This window comes from Rugamonas sp. FW305-51 (assembly GCF_058786935.1).
Genome location: NZ_JBYSZG010000023.1, coordinates 25,619 through 42,183 on the forward strand (window position 1 = coordinate 25,619; position 16,565 = coordinate 42,183).

13 protein-coding genes and 1 tRNA gene are annotated in these 16,565 nt (G+C 65.0%); 3 read left to right on the forward strand and 11 right to left on the reverse strand.

The window, feature by feature from the left end; genetic code table 11:
- The 6 genes from AC3WOS_RS16615 to pepN all read right to left on the reverse strand — a co-directional run bounded on the left by AC3WOS_RS16615 (position 1) and on the right by pepN (position 7,652).
- Complete coding sequence (locus tag AC3WOS_RS16615; RefSeq protein WP_492717129.1) at positions 1 to 783, reverse strand: enoyl-CoA hydratase/isomerase family protein; 783 nt, start codon at positions 781 to 783, stop codon at positions 1 to 3.
- A complete protein-coding gene (locus AC3WOS_RS16620) occupies positions 776 to 2,365 on the reverse strand; it encodes an acyl CoA:acetate/3-ketoacid CoA transferase (protein WP_492717130.1) in 1,590 nt (529 codons plus the stop codon). Before AC3WOS_RS16620 ends, AC3WOS_RS16615 begins: the two co-directional genes overlap by 8 nt.
- A gap of 8 nt (positions 2,366 to 2,373) precedes the next feature.
- Entirely contained in the window at positions 2,374 to 3,390 is a 1,017-nt protein-coding gene (locus AC3WOS_RS16625) for a Gfo/Idh/MocA family protein (RefSeq protein WP_492717131.1), read from the reverse strand.
- Between the two features lie 388 nt (positions 3,391 to 3,778).
- Positions 3,779 to 3,854 (reverse strand) — tRNA-Thr (locus AC3WOS_RS16630).
- A 113-nt stretch (positions 3,855 to 3,967) separates the two neighbouring features.
- Entirely contained in the window at positions 3,968 to 4,969 is a 1,002-nt protein-coding gene (locus AC3WOS_RS16635) for a class 1 fructose-bisphosphatase (protein WP_492717132.1), read from the reverse strand.
- A gap of 25 nt (positions 4,970 to 4,994) precedes the next feature.
- Positions 4,995 to 7,652: an aminopeptidase N gene (pepN, locus tag AC3WOS_RS16640; RefSeq protein WP_492717133.1), complete on the reverse strand. Its 2,658-nt coding sequence runs from the start codon at positions 7,650 to 7,652 to the stop codon at positions 4,995 to 4,997.
- Between the two features lie 192 nt (positions 7,653 to 7,844).
- Here pepN and AC3WOS_RS16645 point away from each other — a divergent pair, with 192 nt between their 5' ends.
- The gene (locus tag AC3WOS_RS16645; protein ID WP_492717134.1) at positions 7,845 to 8,546 is read left to right on the forward strand and encodes a DUF4136 domain-containing protein; all 702 of its coding nucleotides are present in this window, start codon (positions 7,845 to 7,847) and stop codon (positions 8,544 to 8,546) included.
- A 110-nt stretch (positions 8,547 to 8,656) separates the two neighbouring features.
- Here the strand turns inward: AC3WOS_RS16645 and AC3WOS_RS16650 are convergent, their stop codons facing one another.
- The 5 genes from AC3WOS_RS16650 to AC3WOS_RS16670 form a co-directional block, all read right to left on the reverse strand.
- Positions 8,657 to 8,800 carry a hypothetical protein gene (locus tag AC3WOS_RS16650; protein WP_492717135.1) on the reverse strand — a complete coding sequence of 48 codons (144 nt, stop codon included), beginning with the start codon at positions 8,798 to 8,800 and terminating at the stop codon, positions 8,657 to 8,659.
- 5 nt (positions 8,801 to 8,805) lie between these two features.
- Positions 8,806 to 9,780 (reverse strand): quinone oxidoreductase family protein, encoded by a 975-nt coding sequence (locus AC3WOS_RS16655; protein ID WP_492717136.1) that lies wholly within the window; start codon positions 9,778 to 9,780, stop codon positions 8,806 to 8,808.
- A 25-nt stretch (positions 9,781 to 9,805) separates the two neighbouring features.
- Complete coding sequence (locus tag AC3WOS_RS16660; protein ID WP_492717137.1) at positions 9,806 to 10,189, reverse strand: methylglyoxal synthase; 384 nt, start codon at positions 10,187 to 10,189, stop codon at positions 9,806 to 9,808.
- Between the two features lie 37 nt (positions 10,190 to 10,226).
- Positions 10,227 to 11,141 carry a DMT family transporter gene (locus tag AC3WOS_RS16665; RefSeq protein WP_492717138.1) on the reverse strand — a complete coding sequence of 305 codons (915 nt, stop codon included), beginning with the start codon at positions 11,139 to 11,141 and terminating at the stop codon, positions 10,227 to 10,229.
- A gap of 301 nt (positions 11,142 to 11,442) precedes the next feature.
- Positions 11,443 to 13,941, reverse strand: coding sequence for an alkaline phosphatase D family protein (locus tag AC3WOS_RS16670; RefSeq protein WP_492717139.1), 2,499 nt, complete (start codon positions 13,939 to 13,941; stop codon positions 11,443 to 11,445).
- Between the two features lie 203 nt (positions 13,942 to 14,144).
- Here AC3WOS_RS16670 and AC3WOS_RS16675 point away from each other — a divergent pair, with 203 nt between their 5' ends.
- Entirely contained in the window at positions 14,145 to 14,870 is a 726-nt protein-coding gene (locus tag AC3WOS_RS16675; protein ID WP_492717140.1) for a YebC/PmpR family DNA-binding transcriptional regulator, read from the forward strand.
- 348 nt (positions 14,871 to 15,218) lie between these two features.
- Entirely contained in the window at positions 15,219 to 16,487 is a 1,269-nt protein-coding gene (purD, locus tag AC3WOS_RS16680; RefSeq protein WP_492717141.1) for a phosphoribosylamine--glycine ligase, read from the forward strand.
- The last annotated feature ends 78 nt before the right edge of the window (positions 16,488 to 16,565 follow it).

Below are 16,565 nucleotides of genomic sequence, written 5' to 3' on the forward strand. Positions count from 1 at the left end.
TCATTCTCCTTGATAGTGGGCGGGGCGTTTTTCGCGGAAGCTGGCCAGCCCCTCTCCCGCATCGCGCGTTGCCGCGGCAACGGCGCCGGCCATCGCTTCCAGCGTGGCGGCCAGGCCCTCGCCGTTGGCGGCGTCGATTAATTGTTTGGTCAGCTGCAACGAAATGGGGGCCAGACGGCTGATCTCGCGGGCAAGTTCCTGGGCCTGCACCAGCGCGCCAGCCTCGCCGGCGATTTCATGCACCAGTCCAAGGCGCCAGGCCTCCGTTGCGCTGATGCGCTTGCCGGTCAAGGCCAGGTATTTGACGCGGCTGGCGCCAATCAGCTTGCTCAGGCGTTGGGTGCCGGACCAGCCGGGACAGGTCGCGATGGATGCTTCGGGCAAGCCGAATGTGGCACGCGGGTCGGCGATACGGATGTCCGCGACTGCGGCCAGTTCAAGGCCGCCGCCCAGCGCATGGCCGTTCAATGCCGCGATCACGGGCGGACGCAACCTGGCCCACAGGTCGAACGCGTGGTGACCGCGCCGGGTCCACAGACGCCACATATCGAGCGGCGCCAGTTCGGCCCAGATCGTAATATCGGCGCCGACGCAGAAGGCGCGCTCGCCTTCACCGGTCAGGATGACGCAGCGCACGTCATTGCGGGCATCGAGCGCCAACGCCACTTGCGCCAGTTGCTCCAACATGGCCGGCGTCAAGGCGTTAAGCTTGGCGGCACGCGCCAGGCTCACGGTGACGATGCCGTCGGCTTCGCCGACAGTGATGGCCCCCTGGTCATTCATTTGGCTCCCCTTTCAGGCGCAAGCCCATCGGCGCATCGACAAACAGAGCGGCGTCCATCAGGCGCAGCTGTGGACTGACCCGCAGCGGGAAGTCGGCCAGGTCCAATATGTCGCGCCGCAGCTCGACGCCTGGGGCGATCTCGATCACTTCCAGCCCGTCCGGCATTAACTGCATGACACACCGTTCCGTCACATAGAGCACGTGCTGGCCGCGCTGACGCGCCATCTTGCCGCTGAAGGTGATGTGATCAACGGCGTCGACCAATTTGCGCATCTTGCCTTCGCGTTCAATATGCAGCTCGCCGTCCGCGGCGTGGACGACAGCCCCGGCCGTGAAGAAGCCGGAAAACACCAGGCGCCGGGCATGGGTAGTGATATCGACAAAGCCGCCGCAGCCGGCGGTCAGGTAGGGCTTGGCTGGCAGACGCGAGACATTGACGCTGCCGTCCGCACCGATCTGCAGGAACGACAGTAAGGACACGTCGAAGCCGCCGCCCTGGAAGTAGGTGAATTGCGCCGATGAAGGCATGATGGCGTCGGCATTCGCTGAACAACCGAAGGCGAATCCCAGCAGGGGAACGCCGCCCACGGCTCCTTGTTCAATCACCCACGTCACCTCGCCGTGCCGGCCCTCTTCCAACACGATGCGAGGGACGTTGGCGGAGATGCCAAAGCCGAGATTGACGGCGTTGCCGCTGCCGAGCTCCTGCGCGGCGCGGCGCGCGATGACTTTTTCGGGCCCCCATGGCGTATAGTCGAATTCCGCCAGGGGACGGCTGACCTCGCCACTGATGGCGGGATCGTAAGGCGTCTGCGTTGTCTGCGCCTGTTCCGGCGCGGCCACAATATAGTCCACCAGGTTGCAAGGAATGTGTACCCGCTGCGGCGCGATCGAACCCGCTTTGACGACGCGCTTGACCTGGGCGATGACGATGCCGCCGTTGTTACGGGCTGCCAACGCCTGATCCAGCCCGCCCAGATATGCCCCTTCATGTTCGTAGGACAGATTGCCGCGCTCGTCGGCCGTGGTGGCGCGCACAATGGTCACGCGTGGCACGATGGCACGGAAGTACAACCATTGGTCCCCATCGAACGATACTTTTTCCACGACGGGCGTGGCCGCCGCCAGCGCGTTCATCGCGCCGCCCAGCTGCTCCGGATCGACAAAGGTGCCCAGTCCGACCTTGGTCAATACGCCGGGGCGCTTGGCAGCCGCGTCGCGGTGCATGTCGAACATGACGCCACTCGGTATATTGTAGGCACGAATCTCGTTCCCCGCGATCATGCGCCAGATCGCGGGCATGGGCAGCGACGAAGGGCCGCTGGGGTAGGAGCCCGCCAGGATGGTGTCGATCAGGCCGGCCTGTGCCAGGTGGTCGATGCCTGGGATGCCGTACATGTCGCCGGCGGCGATCGGATGCAACATGGTCAACGCCCGCGGATGACGCTCTTCCTGGAACCGGTTGCCGATGGCTGCCAGCACGGCATCCGGACATCCAAGACCACTGGACGAACTGACGCTCACGACATCGTTATCGTTGATCAGGCGCGCGGCGGCGGCCGCCGTTATCACTTTTGACATAGGTTTCATTATTTTTCCCAATCCACCGAGACGCGTTTTCCATGGCGGCAAGCCTGTTCTATGGCCAGTGCCGTCGCCAGCGAGCGCACACCATCCTCCCCGCCCGCCGAAGGCTGGCCGGCGCCGCGCATGGCTGCGTGGAAGGCCCGCACCGAACTCACATAAAGGTTTTCGTGCTCGACCGGCACCTGCACTTCGCCGTCGGCATTCCGCAGGAACACCTCGCCGATGGCGCGCTGCGTCATGACGTCGCGCGCCACGATGGAGCCGGCGCTGCCATGCACTTCCAACCCTGTGGGTGCATATGGCACGTCGAACGCGTCATGAATCTGAGCCAGTACCCCCTTGCTGAACTGAATCGTGGCCATCACGCCAACTTCCAGTGCAGCGCCGCCACCACCTGCCGCGCCAACGCTCCCCTGGGCCGCAACACTGACCGGTTCGTCGTCCAAAATGAAACGCAAGGTATCCGCGTCGTGCACGCTGATATCCAGAATGACGCCGCCGCCCGCTTGCGGCGAATGCAGGCGCCAGCCTTGCAGGTGGGGCGGCAGATGCACGGCATGAAATACGCGTGCGTACAGCGGCCGGCCGATGGCGCCTTCCTGTATCAGGCTACGGAGACGACGGTGCGTCGCCGCGTTGCGCAAGTGATGGTTGGTCCCCAGGACGACCCCGGCGGCGGCGCAAGCGGCCACCATGTGGCGCGCATCGGCCACGGTAAGGGCCAGCGGCTTTTCGCACAGGACGTGCTTGCCGGCCGCCGCCGCCGCCAATACTTGCGGCAGATGCTGTTCGTTCGTGGTGCTGATGTAGACCGCGTCTACCCCGGGCTGGGCGAGCGCCTGCGCGAGATCGGTGAAACTGGCCGGGATGCCATGCTCGGCCGCGAATTGCGTCCCGCGCCCGGCATCGCTACTGACCACGGCGACGATGTCACCCTCGCCCTGTTCACGAATGGCAGAGATCATCCATTCCCGTGCAATCGTGCTTGCCCCTACTAATACCCAGCCTAGCTTTTTCATCTCAAATTCCTCGAAAAAATTGCCTGAACGCTCGAATTGGAACGTTCCAATAGATAGTAGGCAAATTGGGAGGCCATGTCAAGGTGAGCCATGAAAAATTGGAGAGGTCGATGCAAACGTGTCCCTGGCCGCCACATCGGCGGGATCAGGGGGGGGCGAGGCAAGATATCAGTGGATGGGCAATCGGTTAACGCAAAGATGCGTGTTGGCACCGATGGTTTTTTGATCCGGGGCAGGCCAGGCGGCGAGGGAGCGCAGCGGCCGCCGCCCCTTCTCTCACTGTGGCCAGCTGGCGACGGGACTTGCACCCATAGGAGTGCGCCCTTGCCGGGCGCACCAACAAAAAACCCGCGCCTCTTGCGAGAACGCGGGTTGTTTGTTGAATCCTTGGTGCCGCTTGCCGGAATCGAACTGGCGACCTTTTCATTACGAATGAACTGCTCTACCAACTGAGCTAAAGCGGCGAAGTCCCGCATTCTAACAAATAATTCTTGGACTCCGCTAGTCCCCGATGCAAAATTTTTTGAGACATTGAAAAATTGTCATTGTATCGGGCACCAATTGGACTATGTCCGCATCAACCCTGGTGGTAACCGGTCACCACGGCCACCTCGTCGCGCGAGCCGAGGAACACCGGCACGCGCTGGTGCAGCTTGTGCGGTGCGATGTCGAGGATGCGCTGCTGGCCGTCGGTGGCCGCGCCGCCGGCCTGCTCGACGATGAAGGCCATCGGATTCGCTTCGTACATCAAACGCAGCTTGCCGGGCATGGACGTGTCGCGCAGGTCGGCCGGGTACATGAAGATGCCGCCGCGGTTCAGGATGCGGTGCACGTCGGCCACCATGGAGGCGATCCAGCGCATGTTGAAGTTGGTGCCGCGCGGGCCCGTGTCGCCGGCCAGCAGCTCGTCCACGTAGCGCTTGACGGGAGGATGCCAGTGACGCATGTTGGACATGTTGATGGCGAATTCCTTGGTCTTGGCCGGGATCTGCATGTCGCGCTGGGTCAGCACCCAGGAACCCATCTCGCGGTCGAGCGTGAAGCAGTTCACGCCGTGGCCGGTGGTCAGCACCAGCATGGTCTGCGGGCCGTACACGGCGTAGCCGGCGGCCACCTGCTTGCTGCCGGCCTGCATGAAGTCGGCCTCGGTCGGTTCGCCCATGCCTTCCGGCGCCTTCAGCACGGAGAAGATGGTGCCGATCGAGACGTTGACGTCGATGTTGGAGGAGCCGTCCAGCGGATCGAACAGCAGCATGTATTCGCCCTTGGGATAGCGGTTCGGGATCGGGTGGATCGATTCCATCTCTTCCGACGCCATGGCCGCCAGGTGGCCGCCCCATTCGTTCGCTTCCAGCAGGATTTCGTTGGAGATGATGTCGAGCTTCTTCTGCACTTCGCCCTGGATGTTTTCCGTCTCGGCCGTGCCTAGCACTTCGCCCAGCGCGCCCTTGCCCACCGAGTGGCTGATGGTCTTGCAGGCGCGCGCGACCACTTCGATCAACAGGCGCAGTTCGGCCGGGATCGTGTTGTTGAGTCGCTGTTCTTCGACCAGGTATTGGGTGAGGCTGATGCGTTTCATGTATTCCCTTGGTTGGTGAAAATAATTAGTTGGACAGGGCTTTGCTGATCACTTCCAGCACGTCGTTCGACAGCTTGGAACGCGAGGCGACGCGCTCGAGCGCGTGGCGCATGTGCACCTGCAGCGCCGGCACGTAACGGCGCCAGCGGTCCATGCTGCGCGCCAGGCGGGCCGCCACCTGCGGGTTGATCTTGTCGAGCGCGATCACCTGCTCGGCCCAGAAGTCGTAGCCGCTGCCGTCGGCCGCGTGGAACTGGGGCGGATTGCCGTTGGCGAAATTGAACAGCAGGCTGCGGGCCCGGTTCGGGTTTTTCAGCGTGAAAGCCGGATGCTGCATCAGCTTGCGCACGGCCGCCACGTCGGTGCCGGGGGCGGCGGCCTGCATGGCGAACCATTTGTCGATCACCAGCGCGTCCTGCTCGAAGTCGGCGTAGAAGCTGTGCAGGCTGGCGCTGGCGTCGGTGCCGCTGTGGATCAGGGCCGCCAGCGCGGCGGCGCGGTCCGTCATGTTGGACGCCTGCGCAAACTGTTCCTGCGCCAGCGCCAGTTCCTGCTCGCGCGGCGCCGTCAGCAGATAGGACAGGGCCAGGTTCTTCAGCGCCCGCTTGCCGGCCGAGATGGCGTCCGGGCTGTAGGCGCCGGGGGTCTGGTTGGCGTGGTACTGGGCCAGCAGTTCCGGCCGCAGCGCGGCGCCGATGGTACGGCGCATGAACTGGCGCGCAGCATGGATCGCTTGCGGATCGACCACGGGCACCTGCTCGGCGATGATGGTTTCCGACGGCAGGATCAGGGCCAGCTCGCGGAAGGCCGGGTCCAGCGCGGCATCGGTCAGCACGTTGCGGAAGGCGGCGATGAAGGTGTCGTCCAGCGCCAGCGAGTCGCCGGCGGCGACGGCGCTGGTCAGCACCAGCAGCCGTTCCATGGCCAGGCGCTGGCCCGCTTCCCAGCGGTTGACGGGATCGCTGTCGTGGCTGAACAGGTGCAGCAGTTCGGCGTCCGTGTAGTCGTATTCCAGCACCACGGGCGCGGAGAAGCCGCGCAGCAGCGACGGCGTGGGCTTCTCGTCGATGCCCTTGAAGCGGAAGGTCTGCGTTGCCTCCGTCAGTTCCAGCACCACGGTGGTGGGGGCGCGCTTGGCCGACGGCGCGCCGTCCAGCCGCAGCGGCAAGTCCTTGCCGTCCGCGCCCAGCAGGCCCACGGCCACGGGGATGTGGAACGGCAGCTTGTCCTGCTGGCCGGCCGTGGCCGGGCAGTGCTGGCTGAGCGTGATTTCGTAGCTGCGGGAGAAGGCGTCGTAATGGGTGCTGGCCGTCACCACGGGGGTGCCGGCCTGGCTGTACCAGCGCTCGAACTGGGTCAGGTCGCGGCGGTTGGCGTCGGCCATGGCGGCGCGGAAGTCGTCGCATTCCACGGCCTGGCCGTCGTGCCGTGCGAAGTACAGGTCCATGCCCTTGCGGAAGCCGTCGCGGCCCAGCAAGGTCTGGTACATGCGCACCACTTCGGCGCCTTTTTCATACACGGTCACGGTGTAGAAGTTGTTGATCTCGACGAAGGAGTCGGGCCGCACCGGGTGCGCCATGGGGCCAGCGTCTTCCGGGAACTGGGCCTGGCGCAGCGTGCGCACCTGGTCGATGCGGGTGACGGCGCGGCCGGTGTCGGTGCCTATCATGTCGGCCGAGAATTCCTGGTCGCGGAACACGGTCAGGCCTTCCTTCAGCGACAGCTGGAACCAGTCGCGGCACGTGACGCGGTTGCCGGTCCAGTTGTGGAAGTACTCGTGGCCCACCACGGCTTCGATGCCGGCGTAGTCGATGTCGGTCGCCACGCGCGGGTTGGCCAGCACGAACTTGGTGTTGAAGATGTTCAGGCCCTTGTTCTCCATGGCGCCCATGTTGAAGTCGCCCACGGCGACGATCATGAAGCGGTCCAGGTCCAGCTCCAGCCCGAAGCGTTCCTCGTCCCAGCGGATGGAGTTCTTCAGCGACTGCATGGCGTAGTCGGTCTTGTCGAGGTTGCCCTCCTCCACCCATACCTGCAGCAGCACTTCGCGCCCGGACTTGAGCGTGTAGCGCTCTTCCTGGCACACGAGGCGGGCCGCCACCAGGGCGAACAGGTAGGACGGCTTCTTGAACGGGTCTTCCCACTTGGCGTAGTGGCGCCCGTCGCCCAAGTCGCCCTCTTCGATCAGGTTACCGTTCGACAGCAGCACCGGATAGAGCTGCTTGTCGGCCCGCAGCATGACCGTGTATTTGGCCATCACGTCCGGGCGGTCGGGGAAATAGGTGATGCGGCGGAAGCCTTCGGCCTCGCACTGGGTGAAGAAATTACCGTTCGAGACGTACAGGCCCGACAGCGTCGTGTTCTGCACGGGCGCGCACAGGGTTTCGATCTCCAGCACCGCCTCGGCCGGGGCCTTGGGAATGGTCAGCGAGGACGGCGTCAGGTGGTACTGGCTGGCCGTCAGCAGTTTGCCGTTCAGGCGCAGCTGTACCAGCTCGATCTCCTCGCCGTGCAGCACGATGTCGCGGCTCTTGCTGGCCGGATTGCGGTGCATGGTGATGCGGTTGGCGACGATGGTGCGGGCCGGGTCAAGGTCGAAGCCCAGTTCGACCGTATCGACCAGATAGGCCGGCGGGGTGTAATCCTTGCGGAAGATGGTCTGGGGGCTGCTGTCTGTGCGCATGGGAGCTCTGCTGGTAGGCGGGATCAAGGGCCTATTTTACCAATACCAGACCCGCCGCGATGGGTTTTGGGCTGTGGAACGCAGATTAGTTGCAGGTTTCCCGCTGGCCGTAACATTCTGTAATAATCATGCGCTAACGACAACTTCGTCGTAGACTAAAACATGGAACATTCATTGTGGAAGGGCAATGCCATGAAATCATTCGCCATCGTGGCGGCTGCCGCCACCCTGCTGTTGAGCGGTTGCGCGACGACGATACGCAGCGACGTGACCGCCTTCAACGACTGGCCGGCGGACTTGCAGGACAAGGCTTACGTGTTCGCCGCGCCGCCGGCCAACGAGGACACACTGGAATACCGCAGCTATCAGGTGTTGGTGCGCAACGAGCTGGGCAAGCTGGGCTTTCACCAGGCGGCCGAGCCGGCCCACGCCAAGTTATTGGTCGGGATGCACTTCAAGACCGTGGACCAGCCGATCCGCGTGCTGACGGCCACCGACCCGTTCTGGCCCGGACCGTACTGGGGACCGGGCTGGGGCCGCTACCCCTACTACCGCTACGGCTACCGTCCGTTCTTCTATGACCCCTTGTTCTACGGCACCATGGAAATGGAAGAATCGGTGCGTCACCAGTACGAGCGCCAGCTCAACATCACCATCAATTCCAACACGGGGCACAAGCTGTACGACGTCACGGTGCATAACGTGAGCCGCGTGCAGGCCACGCCGCACGTGATGCCGGCGCTGGTGCACAGCGCGTTCGCCGGCTTCCCCGGCCAGAGCGGCGTGCCGCACCAGGTCGAGATGAAGATCGACGCGAAGATGGACGAGGATGAAGCGCCGGCCGTGAAGGCGCCGGCACCGGCGGCCAGGGAAACGGCGCCGGCCGTCAAATAAGGGCTGCGCGCTGCAAGGCTATGCGCCCCTACCCGTGGCGCACTGCCGCAGGCTGGCCTACTCACTGCGGGGAAATGCAGGCGGTGCCTGCATTCCCCCTTCCCCGCCGTTCAGGAATAGTAGGCCTCGGCCGCCAGCGTGATGGCGCCGATCAGCATCACGGCCAGCACCAGCACGATCAGCAGGCGGCCGAACTTGGGAGAGCCGTCGCCGGCGGCGGAAACAGGTACTGGCTGGTCGGTATGGTCAGGCATGGCGCTCACGGTAGCAGGATGGAAGAACCCGTCGTCTTGCGCGACTCCAGGTCGATATGGGCTTGCGCCACATCGGCCAGATTATAGCGCTGGCGCACCGGCACCTTCACTTCGCCGCTGCCCACCACGCCGAACAGCGAGGCGGCCGACGCTTCCAGGTCCTCGCGCCTGGCCATGTAGTTCATCAGCGAAGGGCGCGTGATGAACAGCGAACCGCGCGAGGCCAGCTCGCCCAGGCTGAACGGCGGCACCGGGCCGGAGGCATTGCCGAAGCTGACCATCATGCCCAGCGGCGCCAGGCAATCGAGCGACCCCGTAAAGGTATCCTTGCCGATCGAATCGTAGACCACGGAGACGCCCTTGCCACCCGTGATCTCGCGCACCCGCTCGACAAAGTTCTCCGTGTTGTAGTTGATGACGTGGGCCGCGCCGTTGGCCCGCGCCAGCGCCGCTTTCTGCTCCGAGCCCACGGTGCCGATCAGGTTCACGCCCAGCACCTTGGCCCACTGGCAGGCGATCAGGCCCACGCCGCCCGCGGCCGCGTGGAACAGGATGGTGTCGCCCGCCTTGAGCGCCACCGTACGATGGAACAGGTACTGCACCGTCAAGCCCTGCAGCATCATGGCGGCCGCCGTCTCGAAGCCGATGTGCTCGGGCAGCACCAGCAGCGCCGCCGCCGGCATGTTGCGGGCCTGGGCGTAGGCGCCGTTGGGCCGGCCCGCGTAGGCCACCCGGTCGCCTACCTTGACCTCGGTGACGCCGGGGCCGATGGCTTCCACCACGCCCGCCCCTTCCATGCCCAGCCCGGCCGGCAGCGGCTGCGGATACAGGCCGGTGCGGAAATACACGTCGATGAAATTGACGCCGATCGCCTCGTGGCGCACCTGTGCCTCGCCGGGGCCGGGCGGCGCCAGCGTCACGTCGATCAGCTCCATCACTTCCGGCCCGCCGGTGCGGGACATCTGGATTACCTTGCTCATGCCGGCCTCCGCTCAACGATAAGGATCAAGGCTGCGCGCGCAGCTGCAACTGCGACAGTACCAGATGTGCCGACGCCATGTTGGTGGCGCACGGCGTATTGTGCACGTCGCAGGCGCGCACCAGGGCGTTGATGTCCGGCTCGTGCGGCTGCGGCGTCATCGGGTCGCGCAGGAAGATCACGCAATCGATCATGCCCTCCACCAGCAGGGAACCGATCTGCAAGTCGCCGCCGAACGGGCCCGAATGCTTGCGGTCCACCTGCAGCCCCACCTCGTTGACGAGGCGGCCGCCCGTGGTGCCGGTGGCCACCAGCGAGCAACCGGCCAGGAAGGCGCGGTATTCGGTGGCCAGCGCGATCATGTCGTCTTTTTTCTTGTCGTGGGCAATCAGGGCGATGCGGGTTTTCATGGCGTGATCCGTAATAAAGGTGAAGGACAAGGTGGTGCTACTTCTTCGACAGCTGATATATCCCCGCCAGCACCAGCGTGGTGCCGGCCAGCTGCCAGGGGGTGATCGGCTCGCCCAGGAGCAGCGCGCCGAGGAACAGGGTGGAAACGGGGCCTATCATACCGGCTTGCGACGCCGTGCTGGCGCCGATGCGGGCCACGGCGGTCATAGTCATGAACACCGGCATGACGGTGCACAGCAAGCCGTTGACGAGCGACAGCCAGTACACGGGCGCCGGCTGGATCAGCAGCGCGGCCGGGCGCAGGATAAAGAACTGGGCGATGCAGGCCACGCTGGACACGCACATGGCATACGACACCAGGCGCAAGGAGCCGAGGCGCTTGACCATCTCGCCGGAAAACAGCAGGTAGACGGCGTAGGACGTGGCCGAACCGAGCACCAGCCCCGCCCCCAGCGCCACGTTGCCGCCGCCGCGCAAGTCATGCAGGAACACCAGCACGATGCCGGCATAGGACGTGATCAATGCCAGCCACTGGCCGCGGCGGATGTGCTGGCGCAGGAAGATGGTGGTCATCAGCAGCACGAAGGTGGGCGTGAGGAACAGGATCAGCCGTTCCAGGCCGACGGAAATGTACTGCAGGCCGAGGAAATCGAGGAAGCTGGACAGGTAATAGCCAAGCAAGCCCAGCCCCACCAGGCGCCAGCGGTCGGCGCCCGACAGCGGCGGCCCGCTGCGCATCTGCCAGACGGCGATGACGGCGAACACGGGCAGCGAGAACAGCATGCGGAACGCGATCAGGGTAACGGCGTCGATGTGGTAGCGGTACAGCAGCTTGGCCACCACGGCCTTGGTGGAAAACAGCACGGCGCCGCCGATGGCCAAACCCAGCCCGCCAAGAAAGGCGGCGCGCACGCCGGGTGCGGGGGAAGAGTCCGTCAAGCTATTATCCATGCGGGAATTGTAAAGGCAAACCAGCAACACCGCTCGCCCCGCCATCTTTGCCAGCTCCCCCACGTAAAAAAATGGGGACGTACCCCATTTTAAAAAAACGGGGAGGCGGCCCGGTAGACAACTGGGGGAAGTGGCCCGCCGGGCATGAATTTATCATTTCGCGCCAAATTGTGTTTACGTCCCCATTCAAGAAAAAATGGGGTGCGTCCCCATTTTTCCGTCGCTGGTTTTCTGTCGCCGAAAAAAAACGGGCCCGGCTGCATAACCGCCGGGCCCGCTTTGGTTGCGCTGTCGCGATCGCTTAGCTGATGGCGACGGCGGCGCTACCGGCCGTGACGGTGGCCGTGGTCACGCGCGCGACCACCGTGCCTGGGGCGTTGCTGCCCACCAGCTTGTTCGCTTGCTTGAACTGCGCCGTCAGCTTGCCCGGGGTCAGGGTGACCACGGTGTAGCCCTGGGCGTCCGTATTCACATGCTTGAGCCATGGGTTGTTGCCCAGCGCGGACAGTTGCTGCGCCAGCGCCAGCAGGTTGACGCTGAAGGCGCTGCTGGCCTTCAGGCCGGCCAGCACGGCGGCCACCGTCGGGTCCAGTTGCGCTTCCGGCAAGCCCTTGGCCGCCAGCGCGCCGCGCAGTTGCACGCGCAGCTGTTCCAGCATGCTGTCGACCGTCGGCGCTGCCTTGCCCATGGTGTAGTCCAGCAGGTCGAAGTCCAGGCTCAGCGTGCCCACGCCCGGCACGGGGATGGCAACCGGGTAGCTCACCAGGGTGCTGATGTCGCCCAGCGCCGCCGCTGCCGCCTTCAGGTAGGTGAAGAAGGAGTCGGAGCTGATGCCGGCCGTGACCAGGTCCACCATCACCGGCGTGCCGCCGTTGGCCGCGTCATAGTCGTCGCTGACGGTGCCGGCGAAGAAGGCGTGGATGTCGCCCGTCAGCGCCACCACGTTGCTCACGTTGTTGCTCTTCAGGTGGGCCATCAGCGCCTTGCGCTCGCTGTTGTAGCCGTCCCACTGGTCGCAGTTGACCAGGAAGCGGGTGAAGAACGGGGCCAGCGCGGCTTTCTTGCCGGAGGCGGCCACGAACACGGAATCGGCCTTGTTGGCCTGGATGTCTGGCTTGATCCAGCCGAAGGCGATCACTTGCGCGGCGGCGCCAGCCTGGGCAGCGGCACCGGCCGGCGCGGCGGCCACGGCAGCGTCATAGGCGGCCACGGTGATGCCGGCCTGGGCCGTCGTCAAGCCGGCGCCGACGGCGGCGGCACCCTGGGCGGCGGCACTGCTGCCGGCGCCGGCGATGGCCATGGCGGCGGCCTGGGCGGTCGCGGCGCTGGCGCCGGCCGTCGAGGCGGCCACGATGGCGGCGGCCACGGGCACGTTGCCGCCCACGGCGGCGGCCGTCGAGCCGATGGCCGAAGCCAGGGTCGGGATCGCGTTCAGGGCCAGCAGGGCCGCGATGGCGTCCACGCCGTTCAGGCCCATGCGCAGCAGCGACACTTCATTGCCCCACAGCTTCCAGGTCGCGGTGGACGACTTCATCTTGTCCATCCACCACTGGCGCTGGGTGGTGCCCAGCATGCCGACCACGGCCAGCGGATCGAGGCCGATCTGGGTGCCGCCGGCCATCTTTTGCGCTTCCACGCTGTTGAACACGTCCTGCGGCACCAGGTAGCGGGCGCCGATGCTGCCCACGGCCGCGCCGGTGGCCGGGTTGATGGCCGCTTCCGGAATGACGTGGTCGGCACGGTACAGGCGTTCGTCCGTCATCACCAGTTGCATCAGCTTGCCGAACTGGAAGTCGCGGTAGATCTTGATGTTCTGGAAGCTGGTCGAGGCCGTATCGAGGCTGACGTCGGCCGGCATGTATTCGAACCAGGCCTGGTTGGCGTTGCGGCGGCGGCCAGGCTGGTGCAGGTCGCTGCCGTCGGCGTTGAACGTGCCTTCGTAGGTTTCCGCATCCTGCCAGCAATCGTCCGAGAACTCGTGGTCGTCCCAGATGGCGATGAAGGCGAAGCGCTCGTGCAGGGCCTGCAGGCGGCTGTCGGTGCGGTATTTCTTGTACAGGTAGCGGTAGTCGGCCAGGGTGGTGGCGTACTTGGCGCCCGAGGTGCCGCTCTTGTAGGCGCCATCGGGCAGCACCAGCTGGTCGTGGCGCGTCTCGACGGCGCCGACCTGGAACGTTTCACCGACCGTTTCGTAGATGTAGTCGCCCAGATGGACGATGAAGTCGAGGTTTTCGGTGGCGATGTTGCTCATCGCGCCCCAGTGGTTGATGCTCCAGTCCTGGCACGTCATGTAGGCGAACTGCAGCTGGCTGACATCGGCGTCGGCGGCCGGGGCGGTCTTGCAGCGGCCCACGTTGGAGCGCACGTCGCCGGCCACGAACTGGTAGAAATAGGTGGTGCCGGCCGTCAGCCCGGTGACCTTGTGGCGCACCGTATTGTCGAACTGGGCTTGCAGCGGCAGTTGCTCGTCCACCAGCAGGGAACCGGACAGGGCCGCGTTGCTGCCCAACAGGGCGCTGTTGTCGGCGGCGGTCAGCACCAGGCGGATCGCCACGTCGTTGCCGGCCGCGGCGGCGGCCACGCTGTCGGCGCCGGCCGGCAGGGCGCGCGTCCACAGCATGATGCTGTCGGGACGGGGATCGCCCGAGGCGACGCTTTGCGGGAACTTCCAGCCGCTGCCGGTGGCTGGCGGCAAGTTGGCGGCGGCCGGGGCGCTGCTGCCACCGCAACCGACCAGGCCGGTGCTGGCCACGGAAACGGTGATGAAGCCGCTAAACTTGAGAAACTGCCTTCTGTCCATGTGTCCCCTCTTGTTTGAAAATTACTGGAACTTAAAATCGTAGCATGGCCTCGTGACGAGATGCCTACAAGAAACCGAGAGTACCCTCTATTTCCTGCGCGACACCCAGCCGGGGCGGCCGCGGGCCTGGACGGGCGGTTTTGGCGGACGGCGGTATGCTAAAATGTCGCCCTCACGGACTCACCGCCTAAGGAAGACTGAACATGGCTGGACACAGCAAATGGGCCAATATCAAGCACAAAAAAGCCGCGACGGACGCTAAGCGCGGCAAGATCTGGACCCGACTGATCAAGGAAATCACGGTTGCCGCGCGCATGGGCGGCGGCGACGTCACCGCCAACCCGCGCCTGCGCCTGGCCATCGACAAGGCGGCCGACGCCAACATGCCCAAGGATAACGTGGCGCGCGCGATCAGCCGCGGCACCGGCGGCGATGACGGCGCCAACTACGAGGAAGTGCGCTACGAAGGCTACGGCATCGGCGGCGCCGCCATCATCGTGGACTGCATGACCGACAACCGCGTGCGCACGGTGGCTGAAGTGCGCCACGCGTTCAGCAAGTTCGGCGGCAACATGGGCACGGAAAACTCGGTGTCCTTCATGTTCAAGCACTGCGGCCAGTTCCTGTTCGCGCCCGGCACCAACGAGGACGCGCTGATGGAAGTGGCGCTGGAAGCGGGCGCCGAGGACGTGGTGGCCGACGAGGAAGGCGGCTTTGAAGTGCTGTGCGCGCCGCACGACTTCGCCACCGTCAAGGACGCGCTGGAAGCGGCCGGTTTCAAGGCCGAAGTGGCCGAGATCATCATGAAGCCGGCCACCGAGACCGTCTTCACGGGCGACGACGCGGTCAAGATGCAAAAACTGCTGGACGCGCTGGAAAACCTGGACGACGTGCAGGAAGTCTATTCCAACGCCCTGATCGAAGACTGATCGGCGTTTCCGGCGGCCACCTGGCCGCCGTTTTCCGTTCTACGTTTTGACGTCCTCCCGGTGCCAAAGCAAAGGGATTCCCACTACCGGCCTCTCACGTCCGAGAGGGGAAGCTGCAGCTGTCAGCTTCCTTATTCAGTGCTACGGGATATCTTTCGACCTCGCCAGTGGCGACCGCAGACTGGAACAATCAATGTTGCTGCAAGCGCCCCGGCGTCTTACGACAGTCCTGAAACGCATACAGCTTAGAATGTTCGACATGCAGAAAAGTTCAATTGTATTGACGGCTCCACGGAGACTGTCTTGTTATCGCCCCGCCCTGAACGGCGGGGCTTCTTGGAGGCACTGATGAAAATTTTGGTAGTCGGCTCCGGCGGCCGTGAGCACGCGCTGGCATGGAAATTGGCACAATCGGAACGCATCCAGATGGTGTATGTCGCCCCCGGCAACGGCGGCACGGCGCGCGATGCGCGCCTGGTCAACGTCAACATCACGGACCTGCATGAACTGGCCAATTTCGTCGAGCAGGAGCACATCGGCCTGACCGTGGTCGGCCCCGAAACCCCGCTGGCCGGCGGCATCGTCAACCTGTTCCGCGCGCGCGGCCTGAAGATCTTCGGCCCGACGAAAGAAGCGGCGCAGCTCGAGTCGTCCAAGGACTTCGCCAAGGCCTTCATGCACCGCCATGGCATCCCGACGGCCGCCTACCAGACCTTCTCCGACGTGGCCCCGGCCCACGCCTACATCGACGCCATGGGTGCACCCATCGTCATCAAGGCCGACGGCCTGGCCGCCGGCAAGGGCGTGGTGGTCGCCATGACGCTGGAAGAAGCGCACCGCGCGGTGGACGACATGCTGGCCGATAACCGCTTCGGCGACGCCGGCGCCCGCATCGTGATCGAGGAATTCCTGGCCGGCGAAGAGGCCAGCTTCATCGTCATGTGCGACGGCAAGAACGTGCTGCCGCTGGCCACCAGCCAGGACCACAAGCGCCTCAAGGACAACGACGAAGGCCCCAACACGGGCGGCATGGGGGCCTACTCGCCGGCCCCCATCGTGACCCCGGCCATGCATGCGCGCGTGATGCGCGAAATCATCAACCCCACCATCGCCGGCATGGCCAAGGACGGCATCCAGTTTACCGGCTTCCTGTACGCGGGCCTGATGATCGACGCGGCCGGCAATCCCAAGACGCTGGAATTCAACTGCCGCATGGGCGATCCGGAAACCCAGCCCATCATGTCGCGCCTGAAGACCGACCTGCTGGGCGTGATGGAACACGCCGTCAACGGCACGCTGGACGCCGTCGAACTGGAGTGGGACCGCCGCACGGCCGTGGGCGTGGTGCTGGCCGCGGCCGGCTATCCGGACACCCCGGTCAAGGGCGCCGTGATCGACGGCATCCCGGCCGAGACGGCCGAATCGGTCACCTTCCACGCCGGCACGGCCGAAGTGGGCGGCCAGCTGGTGGTCACGGGCGGCCGCGTGCTGTGCGTGGTGGGCCTGGGCGACAGCATCAAGATGGCGCAGAAGCAAGCCTACGACGCCGTCGATCATATCCATTTCGACGGCATGCAATGCCGGCGCGACATCGGCTGGCGCGGCCTGAAGCACTAACACCTAAAACCGGGGTCAGTTCCGGCATTCAGACACAAACTCTTCCGTAGAAGTTGCTACGGCTAAGCCCGTGTCCAT